The organism is Eoetvoesiella caeni (assembly GCF_003315175.1).
In the GTDB taxonomy this organism is placed as follows: domain Bacteria; phylum Pseudomonadota; class Gammaproteobacteria; order Burkholderiales; family Burkholderiaceae_B; genus Eoetvoesia; species Eoetvoesia caeni.
In genome coordinates this window covers 38,293-52,167 of record NZ_QNRQ01000005.1, presented here as the reverse complement: position 1 = coordinate 52,167, position 13,875 = coordinate 38,293, and the positions used below count along the sequence as shown (strand labels likewise).

Genomic DNA, 13,875 nt, shown 5'->3' with positions numbered 1-13,875 from the left:
CCATGGAGACGCACACGTGGGAGGGAACGCTGGCCGGCTGGCTCGAAACCAATGGAATCGACTATACGGCCCAAGAAACCCAACCCATCAGCGTTACGGTCAATGGTCAGGCGTTACCGCTGGATCAGTGGGCGACACAAAATCTTGCGCCTCTGGACCTGGTCGAGATTCGGCCCTTACCCCATGGCGGTATATTCAAAGGGCTGGCCAATATCATCGGCGGCCTTTTCAATGCCGTTTTCGGCTGGCTATTCCCCAGGGGCGGCGGCGACGATACAGGAACGCCAGAACAGGGCCGTCAGCTTGGCGCCGCAGAAGGCAAGGCCAATCGCGCGAAGCTGGGCGAAGTCGTGCCCGAGTTGGCCGGACGGTTCCGTCGATACCCGGATTACCTGACGCCGCCGCGCCGGCATTTCGTCAACCGCCGTGAGCAGTGGCTAGAGTTTCTGGCTTGCGTCGGGCCAGGCCAATATCAAATCCTTGACGACGAGGTGAAGGTGGGCGATACGCCATTTTCATCTTTGGGGGCGGATGGCGAATATCAAATATTCGAACCGGGCGCGGACTTGTCCGGCGTGTCGATGCATGAGCATTGGCATACGGTCGCCGAGGTTGGTGGCACATCATCGGGCACGGCCGGCCTAGAACTCAGCACAGAGGTGGGCAACCGGGTCAATGCGGATCCGACCTCCTACAGTTTTAGCGGCCTACAGGTGGACCGTACTTCAGGCGCATTTCCTCCGGCTTGGGGCGCTTTGACGCTGGTCACCATCGAGTATCCACGGTCATATGCGATCACGACACAATCGGAAGTGATCGGCGGGTCGCTGACTAGCATTTCCGAGTTTGAGGGCTATTTCGGCCACCTGGACGTCACACCATCAAGCAAGATTGCGATGGGGCCGCGCGGTGCGGCTGTCGAGTATACGATCCACTCTGCAGTCGCCGTCGGCGCCGGCGTCTACAAGGTAAGACTCACGACGTTTTCGGGGGAGCCGCCTACGGAGGTCCCTGTTCTGCTACCGCCATCGCCCAGCCAGACGTTGATGTTCGGATCGCCCGTACTGCGCACCATCGGAATGATGGCCGACACATCGATGACCCTGCAAGGGCCGCTGACGTTCGAGACGGCAACCGTGTCCGGCGCGACAATCGTGTTTGCCGGTGGGCGCGTATACGGAGAATGGACGAGCGAGTTTGTCGCATGCCCGGGAAACGAGATTTCGACCGCATTCGAGGTAGATGTCTTCTTCCCTGGGGGGCTTGCCTATATCAACGAGGATGGGTCGCTATCTGGCAGATCCATAGATATTGAGATCCAGTATCGAGACATAGCGGGCGGCGCCAGGACAACGATGCAGCGCTCGTATAGCGACAACACGCTTGATCAAATCGGCGTTACGGAGCGGATCAACATATCTGCGATGAATGCCGCCTTCAGGGTGCGTCGCGTGAGCGCCGAGGGCACTGAAACCAATGTTCGGGATACCGCGCACTGGTACGGCCTCAAGTCGCGCCTGCGCACACGGACCAGTTACCCGAACTGGACAACGATGTCGACCAAGCTGCGCAGCGGCGGCCGTCTCGCTGCTCAGTCAGAGAACCAGATAAACATTGTGGCCACCCGAATCTTGCCAACCTTATTACCTGACGGCACATGGTCCGCGCCGCAGCCAACTCGAGATATATCCGCATTCCTGCGCTATATCGATCACTCCATTGGCTATACGGATGCCAACCTGGATATGGAAGAGCTACAGCGCTTGCAGGCCATCTGGGCGTCCCGGGGCGAGACGATGGACCATGTGTTCGATCTTACGACCGTTAAAGAGGCTATGAATGTCACGCTCGGCGCCGGCATGGCCGAGCTCACGGTATCGGATGGGCTGATCCGACCTGTGCGCGACGACGTGCGAACCCAGTTTGAGCATTCGTATAGTCCGCAGAATATGACCGGTTCATTGCGCCGCACCTTTCGCGCCAGGCGGCACGATGACCCGGATGGTGTCGAGGTCGAGTACACGGATGACGAAACATGGACGCAGCAGACCGTCGTTTGCGCACTGCCTGGAAGCCAGCGACTCAAGCTGGAGAAGGTCAAATTACAGGGCGTAACGGACCGGACAAGGGCTTGGCGCATCGGCATGCGGCGCGCTCGCATTAACCGCTACCGCAATTGGGAATACCAGTTCGACGCAGAAATGGATGCGCTCAATAGCGAGTATCTGTCCTATGTGCCTCTCTTTGATGGCATTCCCGGATATGGGCAGTCGGCGCTACTGGAACGCATTGAGGCTGTCGGCGGCGGCGCCATGCTCCATGTGAGCGAACCTCTGAAGTGGGAAGCGGGGCAGAGTCATGTCGTCGCGTATCGGCGACCAGATGGCACGCTGGCTGGACCATGGCCGGCAGCACCGGGCATCGACGATTACAGCGTCATTGCAGACGTTCCGCAGCCCTGGCCCGTTGTGACGCTCAAGATGGAGCCGCCGCATGTGTATTTCGGCACCGCAGAGCGCTGGGCTTTTCCCGCACTGATCACGGACATCAAGCCGCAAGGCATGGAATCGGCCAGCGTGACAGCCACGAATTACGATGTTCGCGTATACGCCGACGACGACAACTTCCCATCTGACTGATTAACACCTTCACCATTGATTCTGAGCCCGCCATTGTGCGGGCCTTTTCCATTGAGGCGCAGCATGACCACATACAACACCGAAAATCCGATTGGAAGCACTGAGGTCAAGGACCTGTACGACAACGCGCAAAATCTGGACATTGCGACCAATGATCGCACGGCCCGCGCCTGGATCGATCGCCTAGGGAAAAATCGACGCACGATGTGGGGCATGGAAGAGGATTTTCAGGACTTTCTCGTGAATTCCGGGTATGAAAATATCGGTGACTATGCTGCCGGCCTCGAGATCACCGCGCGAAATCAGATTTTCTGGAAGGATGGCGAGCTGTATCGTGCCGGCAAAGTGCTTGATTTGCCGTATACAACGACAGGGGAATGGGTCGATGAAGAAGGTCTGTTTGTTGCGGTCGGTGACGCAGCTTTGCGCCAACAGCTTGCTGACAAAATTGATCCAGGTAGCGGCGCCGCGATGGTCGGCTATGGTGCAGGCACTGTAAAGGACGCGCTGGACTCCAATGCCGCCAGCATCGCGGAGAACGCCGGCGCCATAGACAGCAATGCACTGGCCGTAGACGCAATAAATACCCGACTCAAGCCAGGCTTGCTTACGCCAAGAGCAAAGCCTTCAAGTTTTGATTACGTGCCAGGCAATATATGGGAGTGCGTAACGGCGGGGCAAGCAAAGCATGATATTGATCTTGAGCAAGAGTTTCGCACGGCTTATGGTTCGATTATGGGGGCAGAGGCAGGGCCAACCGGGTTGACAGATAAATGGGTTGATCCAGTAAATGGGGTTGATAGCGCGGAAGGCGGGGATCTTGCGCACCCGTACAAAACGCTCAAGCACGCGTATCAGAGCACGGTGGGCACAGTCTGGCTAATGCCAGGGCGATACACCGAGCTTTTTGATTTGCGTTGTTCTGATAGAACATTGGGTGATGGGAGCGCTAGGGCGGTGATGGTGAAAGCCTGGGAAGGCCCGGGGACCGTTACTTTTGTCACGTCAGGACAGCAGCCCGCCGAAATGACTTGGGCCGATCAGGGGAATCAAGTGTGGTCTGCCACACCCGCAGACGGGAAAGTAGTCGAGCTAATTATCTTCCACGACGAAGGCAAAGAAATACCCATCCATTACAAGGGGGGCATCACCCCGCTGGTAAATACCGGCTATGGCTGGTATCAAAATATGGATGACAATGTAGTTTATTTGGCGTTTGCAGGAAGAAGTATTAATGCTGATAAAGCCAAATTTGAAATTATTTACGTAGGAGCAGGAGGAACGCTCTTTGGGCCGAAAGTTTATCTGCACGGAATCACCTTCCGGGGCATTGATCAAATTAAAGCCTACTACGAAAACTCAAATCGCCCTGTGATCTACGCTAAAGATTGCACCTTCGAATATGGCGGTTATTCCAATGTGACCACCCAAGGCGCTATTTTCTTTTCCCAGAACTGCGTATCCCGCCGCGCGCTAGTTAATGATGGCTTTAATTATTATGATTCAGTCGCGGGGTCGCCTTATGCATCTACGCCTGGAGGCGTAGTAACTCAGGCATTAGAAATAGGCAATATCTGTATTGAAAATGGGGTGGTGGAATGCAAGGGGTTCCAGGCATTCCCAGAAAATCAAACCAGAAATAAGCAAGGAAGCTCGGGACACGAAAATTCAATCATAGCGCGCATAAACGGCCTCTACGAAAACAACTACGGCCAAAATATCGCGGATACTGGCGCAGGCAGCAGAACCTGGATGGTGGGGTCAAAGTGCGGTAATCCATTTGGTCAAATAGGCGGTGGAGCTGCGCTCGGTGGGTTTCCCAGTCTTTGGACCGAGGGCGCTGTATGGCTAGACACCGTGACGGCTGGCGGGCGGTTGTCTACAGAGGGCCTGCATGTTGAGACAGGTATCTGCCATACATATCGGTGCGGCTTTTCTGGAACCACAGCCGATACTGTTGTTGGCGGCACGGCAACGCTAAGCAGTTATGACGCTCTGGCGCCGGAAATCTAAGAGACATCTGCATTTAGCCACCTCTACGCCAAACCATAAAACACCACATATTTTCCAGCATAAGTCGAAACGAATCATAATGTTACTATCTCAAGGCTGCTTATTAGAGATCGGTAATGAATCGGATACGACGAAACTTGTTGGGCTTAATGGCGCTCTCGCCGCTCTTGGGCGACAAGGGCGCCATGTTTGGCCTAGTTTCGGATTCTGTTGCATCACTTCGAACGAAACCACAGGGCTTTGAATACGTCCCCGGAAACATCTTCGGAAGCGCTGTATCGGGTAAAGCCAGACATAACATTGACTTGGAGCGGGAATTTCACCTAATGTATCTTTCAGATACTGGCGAACAAGGCGATCTGTTGGACATATGGGTCGATCCTATTGACGGGTCCGACTCGAACAGCGGCAGCATTCATTCCCCGGTCAAGACGGTCAGGCATGCGGTGCGAATCGCACATGGGACAGTCTGGCTTAAATCAGGGCGATACACTGAGCAGTTCGATGTGCGACATACCGATCGCCAAATGAGGAATGGTCAGTCAAGAGCCTTGATGATAAAAGGGTCGGGCGGGCCGGTCCTGTTTGTCGGCCCTGGTCAGCAGCCTTCCGAAATGACCTGGGTCTTAAATGGGGCGGTGTGGGAGGCTACGCCGGCTGGCGGGGAAACCGTCGAAGTGATCTTGTTTATTGACGGCGGGCACGAAAAGCCAATTCAATACAAGACAAGCGAGGTCGAACTGGCGAGTTGCGACTCCGGATGGCACCAAAACTCCAGAACAAAAAAGATATTCGTACGCTATGAAGGTCGAGACCTAACCCTTAGCAAGGATAAGCTTGAGATTTTCTACGTGAGCAGCGGAAATATTGTACTGGGCGCAAAGCTATTTCTGAGCGGCATTACCTTCCGCGGAGGGCCTCAGTTTAATATCTGGTACCAAAACGGGATGCGTCCAATATTTTACGCAAAGGATTGCGTGTTTGAGTACTTGCAAGGAGCCAATGTAGCTACTCAAGGCGCTATTTGCTTTACACAGAACTGCGTATCCCGACGTGCCTTGGTCAACGATGGCTTTAACTATTACGACTCAATAGCCGACGGCGATATTCCTGGCGGCATCCCAACCCAGGCGCTTGAGATTGATAATTCCGCTATCGAAAATGGCGTGCCGGAGTGCGTTGGGTTTGTGAACTTCCCTAGCAATCAATATAGGAATAAGCAAGGATCGTCAGGCCACGAAACCACTTTGATTTGCCGCATCAATGGCTTATACGAGGGCAACTACGGCCAGAACATCGCGGATACTGGCATCAACAGCCGGACTTGGATGGTCGGAACTGAATTGAGAAGCCCGCGCAATGGCTTGGCGGAAGACGGTGCTCAGATTGGATACCCGAATCTATGGGCGGAAGGAATCACTTGGCTCGACACAGTCACATCCACCGGTCCTTATTCCACCGATGGCCTATATGTCAGATCAGGCCCGTGCCGAATATATCGCTGTAGTTTCTCAGGAACTGCAGCAAATACGTTTCAAGAGCCCGGCGCACTGATTGCTGAATATGATGCGTTGGCGAAAGTCATTAAGGCATAGGCGCGCACCATCACAGAGGAAAATTTACTTAATCGCCGAGCTACCAAAAACTTGAATCGGGGGTTCGCGGCTAAGTAAGAAGCCGCCTCGGTCAGCGTTGCGCAGGCCGCTTTACCCAGTGCTCGCCTAGTACGAGCGTTTTTTTACGTTCCTTCATTGGGGTCTTTTAAACCCAAATCGCATAACTCTACGCCGCCTTCAGTTCATTCTGAGGGTGGCTTTTTTACGTCTACACGGAGGCGCTATGTCTCACAGGAGCAAACACATGCCCGATGACCTGCAAGCAGCAGCGGCCAACACAGGCGGCGCCATCGTCGTTTACGGAGTCACCCTAAGCAACTGGGTGCTGATAGGCTGGCTGGTCTACATCGGCCTGATAGTCGTTTTGAAGCTGCCGGACATTCCGCGCAAGTTCCCATTTGTGCGAGTGCTGCTGGTAAAGCTTTTGGGGATGCTTCGTGGACGCAAGAACTAAGGTTGCGGCCGGCGCGGCGGCCATCGCCGTATCGGCTCTAGTGGGCCTGGAAGGCTACACCGGCGGCCCGTACCTGGACAGCGCGGGCGTCCTGACCGACTGCTACGGCAACACCAAAAACGTGCGCCGGGACCTGGTGCGCAGTCAGGCCCAGTGCCAAGCGCTGCTAAATAGCGAGGCCTTGCGCATCGGCAACCATATTCTGTCGCTCACGACAAGGCCGGTCAGCACGCAAACGCTGGCGTCTTACATCAGCTTTACCTACAACGTGGGGGATTCTGCATTTCGCGCATCAACCTTGCTCAAGTTGCACAACCAGGGCCGATACCGCGAAGCGTGCGAGCAGATGAGGCGCTGGGTGTACGTGACGGTGGCTGGCATCAAGATCAGATTGCAAGGGCTGGTCAATCGCCGAGATAAAGAGGTGGCGCTATGCCTATCCGGTCTCAACTAATTGCCGCGGCGGTCGGCCTGGCGCTGGCATTCGGTTCGGGCTGGATGGTGCAGGGCTGGCGCTACACCGCAGAAATTGCGCAGATCAGAACGGATCAAGCTACCGCACTGGCCAACGCCCAGGCCAAGGCCAGGAAAACCGAACACGCCTATCAAAACGTTTTAGAAGGAGTCGTCCATGATGCCGATGCCAAAGTCGCGGCTGCTGCAATTGATGCTGCTGCCGCTCGTGATAATGCTGGGCGGCTGCGCGCACAGCTTACCCGTCTCAGTCGATCCCCCCGCAATACCACCACTGCCGGCTCAGGCCCGGCAACCGGCGATCCCATCGGTGTGCTTGCCGTCGTGCTCAGCGAGGTTAGCGACCGATCAACAGAGCTGGCTGGATTCGGTGACCAGTCTCGAATAGCGGGGCTGGCCTGCGAGGCGGCTTATGATGGAGTCAGGGCCGCCAAATAAAGAACCCCTCAGCAGCCATCCCATCGAAACAGGACAGCCGATAGGTGCCGTCAGAATTTTTTTAACTGAGCCCTTCGCTGGCTTGCGGCGCCTATGCTGCATCCGTGGCGACTGCAAAACGTCTCAAGCGTCATGGATCGCAAGTCATCAGCTCGAGCGGCCCACCAGTCATCCCACGACCAGGCAACACCGACCTCGCTGCGCAATCTTTTGATGGTGGTGATGCCAATGGGTAATTTTGTGTCGCGCAATCGTGTTGCTTGCAGGTACTGAGCCAGCTCGACGGTAATGATGGTCGCTACGCCTCGTCCGCCCGGCCCGCGAGGCTCGTCGCTCGGCCAGCCGATCAATACCTTAAACCCAAGGGCGGTATCCCGCGCCTCGCGCACATCCCATTGCGCACCATCGTAATCGGTGGCGTGGCCGATGATCTGTGCCTCACGCGCCAAGTCGCGCCTCCAGTGCGGCGCGCGCCTTACGTTGATCCAACATGGATGCGGCGCCGGCCCGCAACATAACCAGATTGCCGTTAGTGAGGCTGCGCGCCAATGCGCCGATTTCGTCGCCGCGCTGCACCGTGCCTAACATCTCCCACCCGAGCAGGGTGATGTGCTGGTATAGCCGCCAGGGGCCACCTGGCGTTATAGTGAGCCGGTCCCGGTTGCTCATTTCTGGCTCGCGAATACATCGGCGTCCCCGCTGGACTCAAAAGCCATGTAGCCGCCGTCAGCCTCAATAATCTCAGCCGCCCATGGGGCGAGATCTTGAGCTTCTTCGAGGGTCTTGCACTCAATAAATTCTTTGCGCATAGCGATCTCCGATTGCCGCCCGGTAGAGCGGCGAATACCTTACTCAGCGATTTGTTCTTTGGTGGCGGCTTGCCAGTTTGTCCACCAGCGGGCAGACCAGCCGCTGGTGCGTGCATTTAGCTTTTCAAAGGTTTCGTTGCTGATAATCCAGGCCTTGCGCTCTTTGTCGAAGGTGCCGCCTTCGGCCTTGAACTCGTCTTTAAGGTTGTAGGCGTTTCCGATTGCGTATGTCATTTTATTTCCTTGCCCCTCATTGCCGGGAGGCGCCGGTGAGTTGGTTAACTCGATAACTTCATTATAGGCCGCGTGAAACAAGTTCGCAAGCACTATTTCATCAGCACAAACCCTATGCCGCTGAAACGCAAAAGCCCCATCAGCGCGGGGCTGTGGGGCTGGTGTTTTTATTCTTTTGCGGACTAACTGCGTTTTTGCGGACTGAAAGCGGTTTGTAACTCTCTGGGAACCCGCATGAATACTGGAGGCGCAACTCGGAATCGAACCGGGGTACACGGATTTGCAATCCGCTGCATGACCACTCTGCCATTGCGCCGTAGTTAAAGCAAAAGCAATCTGTTACCAGACAGCTAAGCCCGCCATTCTACCTTAAACGGAATAATCATGCAGGCGACACCTACAATTTAGAATTCTTTGCGATCGTACCGGGCAAGTCAGAGAATTAGGGCTTGGCCGGGTCGTAACTGAGCGAACTAACCAGGATGGTGCGTTTTAAGCCAATCTTGCAAGGCGGTATCAATTCGAGCCTGCCAGCCGGGTCCGGTGGCACGGAAGCGCTGCAGTACATTTGTGGACATCCGGATGGTAATACGTTCTTTTGTGGGGTCTTTTTGGGGGCCACGTCGACGTATACCGAGCTTTTCCTGGAGTGATTCAGGCAGTACCTCGTGCGCTGGACGAAACTGCTGGAAATCCTCGGCGTCGAGCTCTCGCACTTCGCCGTCTTCATTGATTATCGGCTTTTTGGCGTTGGGCATAATCCAATTCCTCGCGTCGATTGGCTTTGCGCAGGCTGATTACAAGCAGGCCGGTTTCAGTTTCAGTGAACACCACAACATGTAGCCGTAATTCGATATGGCGCGATAGCGCTGTAGCGTATTTCGCCGTAGTTTTTGCGTGTATCCAGATGAACTAAAGCGGTATCAAAGTCAAACAGTGCAACCTTGTCAAATGACAGTCCGCGCTCAATAATATTGCGCGTGTTTTTCGCTGGGTCGTATGTGATGACTCGAGGTAAATTGTACATACGAATTTAGCATCCGTAAAGTAAATTGTGCATATAAGTTGAATATGGTTTTCAAGGTGTGTCCTACCGCCAAGGAATAATCTTCGTATTCGACACGAATAGCAGTATGGTGATTGTCAACTGGCAACCGTTGCGTGATCATCTCGTTGCCGTGGTAGTCTCGCGGCGTCCAAAGCGGACATGTTCAGTTCTGAGCACCTAGATCACTTTCCTTGACATCAAAATTGATCGCGCTCAGACTTCTCAGTTACCTCCATTTAAAGAAAATTGCATGTCTGGCTTTTCAACTCGCCCCGCTTGGGGCGATGTGCTGCTCACGGCGCTTGGCCCAGCCATCTGGGGCTCTACCTACATCGTCACCACAGAATTTCTTCCGCCCGACCGGCCATTTACGGCGGCTTTGCTTCGAACTTTGCCGGCGGGCTTGCTGCTGGTCCTGTTCATGCGGCGCTTGCCCCGCCGCAGCGAGTGGCTGCGCCTGCTGGTGTTGTCGGCATTGAACATCGGTATTTTTCAAGCTTTGTTGTTTGTGGCGGCTTATCGCTTGCCCGGCGGATTGGCGGCGGTGGTGGGGGCGATACAGCCTTTGCTGGTCATGGCGCTGGCCTGGGCGGTCGACAGCCGGCGGCCGGTGCGCCTGGCCGTTTGGGCCAGTGTGCTGGGAGTGCTGGGCATGGCGGTGCTGCTTTTGTCGCCCACTACGGTATGGGAGCCCATTGGCATTACCGCGGCGCTGGCCGGCGCGGCGGTGATGGCCGCGGGTACATTCCTGACACAGCGCTGGCGCATGAATATGCCGGTGCTGGCGCTGACCGGGTGGCAGTTGTTGTTGGGCGCCTTGATGCTGGCGCCTGTGACATGGCTTGCAGAGGCGCCGCTGCCGGCCATGACCCTGGTCCAGGTGCTGGCCTATGTATACCTTTCGCTTGCGGGCGCTTTGCTGGCCTATGCGCTTTGGTTTCGCGGTGTTGCGCGGCTATCCCCGGTGGCCGCCACCTCGTTGGGCCTGCTAAGCCCCATAACGGCGGTGCTGCTTGGCTGGGTGCTGCTGGGGCAGTCCATTACCGGGGTTTCGCTGCTGGGGCTGGTAATGGTGCTGGCCAGTATTCTGGCGGTGCAATGGGCCATGGCGGGCAGTTCGGCTCAAAGCCGGCGTGCCGCCATGCAGGCCGGGAAAAGCGCTATTCATATAAAGTAGCGCCTTCCCCGGCGGCCCCTCTAGGCCATCTGTCCGAACCGGCCGCTATTGAAGTCTTCCATGGCCTGTGCGATCTCTTCCTCGCTGTTCATGACAAACGGGCCATAGCCGACTATCGGCTCGTCTATGGGTTCACCGCTGATCAGCAGCACAACGGCATCGTTGTTGGCTTCAATTGTGACTTGGCTGCCAGCCTGCTCCAGGACGGCCATTTGCGACTCGCGGGCAACCGTGCTGCCATTCACCAATACCGTTCCACGCAATACGATAAGCGCTGTGCTCCAGCCTTCCGGAACATCAAGCTCGTTGATGCTGCCTTGATTCAGGCGCAGATCCCAGACGTGCATGGGCGAAAAGGTCCGGGCAGGCCCGCTTTGCTCCGCAAACTCTCCTGCAATCACGCGGACTGTTCCGGCATTGTCCGGCAGGGCAATTGCCGGGATGTCGCCATCGAGGATAGCCTGATAGCCCGGCACGGCCATCTTGTCGCTGGCCGGCAGGTTTACCCAAAGTTGCACCATCTCAAGCGTGCCGCCCGCCTTTGCAAAGGCTTCGGAATGGAATTCTTCATGCAGGATACCCGCGCCGGCCGTCATCCATTGCACATCGCCCGGGCCAATAATGCCGCCCTGGCCGGTCGAGTCGCGGTGTGCGACCTCGCCCTTGTACACAATGGTGACGGTTTCGAAGCCCCGGTGCGGGTGCTGGCCGACCCCGCGCAATTTATCGGTCGGTGTGAATTCAGCCGGGCCGGCATAATCCAGCAGCAGGAAGGGGCTGAGTTGCTTGCCATGGCTTTGGTACGAGAACATGGAGCGCACGGGGAAGCCGTCGCCAACCCAGTGGGGGCGAGGAGCGCTATAAAGGCCAAGAACTTTCTTCATTTAAATCTCCTGTCGGCGACGGAGTGTCGCTGTATGAAAAAAGCATAATGGCAGGACGATTTTCGCGGTAGTAGACGATTCCGGCTATTTGCGTTCTATTTTCTGAACGATGAAAGGCATATGTCGTTCTTTAAATAGAACGCTAAGTGCCGTGTTTGCCATCTAGTGCGCTTATCGTTGCTCCACTACTATGAACATACCGAAACGCACACAGTGACCTTCGTGTCAGCGCCAAGTTGCATAGGCCGGCGCGCAGGCCCAAGCCGTTCATTCATTCTTTATTAGAAATCTCAACAGGAGTTACACAGATGGCAAAGGTTCTTGTTCTATATCATTCGGCATACGGCCATATCGAAACCATGGCTAATGCCGTGGCCCAGGGCGCGCGCGAAGCGGGCGCCGTCGTCGATATCAAGCGTGTTCCGGAACTGGTGTCCGAAGAAGTTGCCAAGGCATCGCACTACAAAACCGACCAGGCCGCTCCTATTGCGCAGGTTGCCGATCTTGCCAATTACGACGCCATTATTGTCGGCAGCGGGACCCGCTATGGCCGCATGTCTTCGCAAATGGCCAATTTTTTCGACCAGGCGGGAGGCTTGTGGGCCAGCGGCGCACTGAACGGCAAGGTCGGCGGCGCCTTTACTTCCACGGCTACCCAGCATGGCGGCCAGGAGGTTACGTTATTCTCCATCTTGACCAATCTTATGCACTTTGGTGTGATTACAGTCGGCTTGCCTTATAGCTTCCAGGGCCAGATGCGCCTGGACGAAGTAACCGGCGGCAGCCCCTACGGCGCGACCACCATTGCTGGCGGCGACGGTTCGCGTCAGCCATCCGAGACCGAGTTGGACGGCGCGCGCTACCAGGGCCGCCATATTGCCGAGATCGCCAATAAGTTGTTTAGTGAAGTGGGCGAAGCTGAATTGCAGGCAGGTTAAGGGTTAAAGCAGGGCGCAGTACACGTAACGACGGTTCAGGCGCCAGGATAGAGCATAGATCTGCGCCCGACCGAATGGGACGCTGGTCCCTGCCATGGCACACTATGGCAAGGACCGGACAGATATAAAAAAAGGAAATTCAATGGGATTGCTTGTCAAGGGCGAGTGGGTCGATCAGTGGTATGACACATCGGCTACGGGCGGAAGCTTCGTGCGCACCGAGGCTCAGTTTCGCAACTGGATCACGCCGGACGGCGCCCCGGGCCCCAGCGGTGAAGGCGGCTTTGCCGCGCAGCCGGGCCGCTATCATTTGTATGTCTCGATGGCGTGCCCATGGGCCCACCGTACGCTGATTTTTCGCGCCCTGAAAGGCCTGGAAGAAATGATCAGCGTATCGGTGGTCCATCCCTATATGGGCGACCACGGCTGGACCTTCAAGCCGGGGCCGGGCGTGGTGGCCGATCCGCTGGTGAACGCCAAGTATATGTACGAGGTGTACCGGCATGCGCAGTCCGACTATAGCGGCAGGGTGACGGTTCCTTTGCTATGGGACAAGCAGCAAGGAAAAATAGTCAACAACGAGTCCTCCGAGATCATCCGGATGTTCAATTCGGCTTTTGACGGGGTGGGAGCCAAGGCCGGCAACTACGCGCCAGCCGAACTCATGCCTGAAATCGACGCCGTCAATGCGCGCGTTTACGGCACCGTCAACAACGGCGTGTACAAAGCGGGGTTTGCAACCGAGCAAAGCGTTTACGAGCGGGAGGTCACCGCATTGTTCGCTTCGCTGGACGAGCTTGAGCAGCGCCTGGGCAAGCAGCGCTACCTGGCCGGCAACCGGGTTACCGAGGCTGATTGGCGCTTGTTCACTACCCTGATCCGTTTCGATGCGGTCTACTACGGCCACTTCAAATGCAACTTGCGGCGCCTGGTCGATTACCCCAATCTTTGGGCATACACGCGCGAGCTGTATCAATGGCCTGGTGTGGCCGGTACGCTGAACATGCAGCATGTCAAAGAACACTATTACACCAGCCACGCCACGATCAATCCGAATGGCATCGTGCCGTTGGGGCCGGTCTTGATGCTGGACGAGCCGCACGGGCGCGAGCGCCTGCCGGCGGTCCAGCCCACGGCCTGAGCGCGTGCAC

At 56.2% G+C, this 13,875-nt stretch carries 15 protein-coding genes and 1 tRNA gene; 9 read left to right on the top strand and 7 right to left on the bottom strand.

All coding sequences use genetic code 11. The annotated features are described in order from the left end of the window. Positions 1–2 precede the first annotated feature (2 nt). The 6 genes from DFR37_RS10775 to DFR37_RS10750 all read left to right on the top strand — a co-directional run bounded on the left by DFR37_RS10775 (position 3) and on the right by DFR37_RS10750 (position 7,634). On the top strand, positions 3–2,639 hold the full coding sequence (locus DFR37_RS10775; protein ID WP_242341823.1) for a host specificity factor TipJ family phage tail protein: 2,637 nt from the start codon (positions 3–5) through the stop codon (positions 2,637–2,639). A 63-nt stretch (positions 2,640–2,702) separates the two neighbouring features. Beyond that, the gene (locus DFR37_RS10770) at positions 2,703–4,652 is read left to right on the top strand and encodes a hypothetical protein (protein ID WP_113933245.1); all 1,950 of its coding nucleotides are present in this window, start codon (positions 2,703–2,705) and stop codon (positions 4,650–4,652) included. Positions 4,653–4,768: 116 nt separating this feature from the next. Continuing rightward, complete coding sequence (locus tag DFR37_RS10765; RefSeq protein ID WP_147251612.1) at positions 4,769–6,247, top strand: hypothetical protein; 1,479 nt, start codon at positions 4,769–4,771, stop codon at positions 6,245–6,247. A gap of 265 nt (positions 6,248–6,512) precedes the next feature. Continuing rightward, positions 6,513–6,722, top strand: a complete 210-nt coding sequence (locus tag DFR37_RS10760; protein ID WP_113933243.1) for a hypothetical protein — start codon at positions 6,513–6,515, stop codon at positions 6,720–6,722. Continuing rightward, complete coding sequence (locus tag DFR37_RS10755; RefSeq protein ID WP_113933242.1) at positions 6,706–7,176, top strand: lysozyme; 471 nt, start codon at positions 6,706–6,708, stop codon at positions 7,174–7,176. The genes DFR37_RS10760 and DFR37_RS10755 overlap by 17 nt, the downstream gene beginning before the upstream one ends. After that, positions 7,155–7,634: a DUF2514 family protein gene (locus DFR37_RS10750; protein WP_113933241.1), complete on the top strand. Its 480-nt coding sequence runs from the start codon at positions 7,155–7,157 to the stop codon at positions 7,632–7,634. The genes DFR37_RS10755 and DFR37_RS10750 overlap by 22 nt, the downstream gene beginning before the upstream one ends. A 50-nt stretch (positions 7,635–7,684) precedes the next feature. On the opposite strand, the gene DFR37_RS10745 is transcribed toward DFR37_RS10750, so the two are convergent. The 6 genes from DFR37_RS10745 to DFR37_RS10730 all read right to left on the bottom strand — a co-directional run bounded on the left by DFR37_RS10745 (position 7,685) and on the right by DFR37_RS10730 (position 9,435). Further along, a complete protein-coding gene (locus DFR37_RS10745; RefSeq protein ID WP_113933240.1) occupies positions 7,685–8,083 on the bottom strand; it encodes a hypothetical protein in 399 nt (132 codons plus the stop codon). Next, positions 8,073–8,303, bottom strand: a complete 231-nt coding sequence (locus DFR37_RS22825; RefSeq protein ID WP_147251611.1) for a hypothetical protein — start codon at positions 8,301–8,303, stop codon at positions 8,073–8,075. The genes DFR37_RS10745 and DFR37_RS22825 overlap by 11 nt, the downstream gene beginning before the upstream one ends. Further along, positions 8,300–8,443, bottom strand: a complete 144-nt coding sequence (locus tag DFR37_RS22995) for a hypothetical protein (protein ID WP_170139883.1) — start codon at positions 8,441–8,443, stop codon at positions 8,300–8,302. The genes DFR37_RS22825 and DFR37_RS22995 overlap by 4 nt, the downstream gene beginning before the upstream one ends. Before the next feature lie 39 nt (positions 8,444–8,482). Continuing rightward, on the bottom strand, positions 8,483–8,677 hold the full coding sequence (locus DFR37_RS10740; protein ID WP_113933239.1) for a hypothetical protein: 195 nt from the start codon (positions 8,675–8,677) through the stop codon (positions 8,483–8,485). A gap of 242 nt (positions 8,678–8,919) precedes the next feature. Continuing rightward, a tRNA-Cys gene (locus DFR37_RS10735) sits at positions 8,920–8,993 on the bottom strand. 157 nt (positions 8,994–9,150) lie between these two features. Then, entirely contained in the window at positions 9,151–9,435 is a 285-nt protein-coding gene (locus DFR37_RS10730) for a BrnA antitoxin family protein (protein ID WP_113933238.1), read from the bottom strand. A 540-nt stretch (positions 9,436–9,975) separates the two neighbouring features. On the opposite strand from DFR37_RS10730, the gene DFR37_RS10720 reads away from it, so the two are divergent. Beyond that, on the top strand, positions 9,976–10,902 hold the full coding sequence (locus DFR37_RS10720; protein ID WP_113933237.1) for an EamA family transporter: 927 nt from the start codon (positions 9,976–9,978) through the stop codon (positions 10,900–10,902). A gap of 20 nt (positions 10,903–10,922) precedes the next feature. Here DFR37_RS10720 and DFR37_RS10715 read toward each other — a convergent pair whose 3' ends face one another. Further along, complete coding sequence (locus DFR37_RS10715) at positions 10,923–11,786, bottom strand: pirin family protein (RefSeq protein WP_113933236.1); 864 nt, start codon at positions 11,784–11,786, stop codon at positions 10,923–10,925. 308 nt (positions 11,787–12,094) lie between these two features. Here DFR37_RS10715 and wrbA point away from each other — a divergent pair, with 308 nt between their 5' ends. Then, the gene (wrbA, locus tag DFR37_RS10710; RefSeq protein ID WP_113933235.1) at positions 12,095–12,724 is read left to right on the top strand and encodes an NAD(P)H:quinone oxidoreductase; all 630 of its coding nucleotides are present in this window, start codon (positions 12,095–12,097) and stop codon (positions 12,722–12,724) included. 142 nt (positions 12,725–12,866) lie between these two features. Further along, a complete protein-coding gene (locus tag DFR37_RS10705; protein ID WP_113933234.1) occupies positions 12,867–13,865 on the top strand; it encodes a glutathione S-transferase family protein in 999 nt (332 codons plus the stop codon). Positions 13,866–13,875 lie beyond the last annotated feature (10 nt).

What these genes read in the sequence shown, in the direction of transcription:
- DFR37_RS10775 (WP_242341823.1), top strand. Translation starts at nt 3, where the DNA reads ATGGAGACGCACACGTGGGAGGGAACGCTGGCCGGCTGGCTCGAAACC.
- DFR37_RS10770 (WP_113933245.1), top strand. Translation starts at nt 2,703, where the DNA reads ATGACCACATACAACACCGAAAATCCGATTGGAAGCACTGAGGTCAAG.
- DFR37_RS10765 (WP_147251612.1), top strand. Translation starts at nt 4,769, where the DNA reads ATGAATCGGATACGACGAAACTTGTTGGGCTTAATGGCGCTCTCGCCG.
- DFR37_RS10760 (WP_113933243.1), top strand. Translation starts at nt 6,513, where the DNA reads ATGCCCGATGACCTGCAAGCAGCAGCGGCCAACACAGGCGGCGCCATC.
- DFR37_RS10750 (WP_113933241.1), top strand. Translation starts at nt 7,155, where the DNA reads ATGCCTATCCGGTCTCAACTAATTGCCGCGGCGGTCGGCCTGGCGCTG.
- DFR37_RS22825 (WP_147251611.1), bottom strand. Translation starts at nt 8,303, where the DNA reads ATGAGCAACCGGGACCGGCTCACTATAACGCCAGGTGGCCCCTGGCGG.
- DFR37_RS22995 (WP_170139883.1), bottom strand. Translation starts at nt 8,443, where the DNA reads ATGCGCAAAGAATTTATTGAGTGCAAGACCCTCGAAGAAGCTCAAGAT.
- DFR37_RS10740 (WP_113933239.1), bottom strand. Translation starts at nt 8,677, where the DNA reads ATGACATACGCAATCGGAAACGCCTACAACCTTAAAGACGAGTTCAAG.
- DFR37_RS10730 (WP_113933238.1), bottom strand. Translation starts at nt 9,435, where the DNA reads ATGCCCAACGCCAAAAAGCCGATAATCAATGAAGACGGCGAAGTGCGA.
- DFR37_RS10720 (WP_113933237.1), top strand. Translation starts at nt 9,976, where the DNA reads ATGTCTGGCTTTTCAACTCGCCCCGCTTGGGGCGATGTGCTGCTCACG.
- DFR37_RS10715 (WP_113933236.1), bottom strand. Translation starts at nt 11,786, where the DNA reads ATGAAGAAAGTTCTTGGCCTTTATAGCGCTCCTCGCCCCCACTGGGTT.
- wrbA (WP_113933235.1), top strand. Translation starts at nt 12,095, where the DNA reads ATGGCAAAGGTTCTTGTTCTATATCATTCGGCATACGGCCATATCGAA.
- DFR37_RS10705 (WP_113933234.1), top strand. Translation starts at nt 12,867, where the DNA reads ATGGGATTGCTTGTCAAGGGCGAGTGGGTCGATCAGTGGTATGACACA.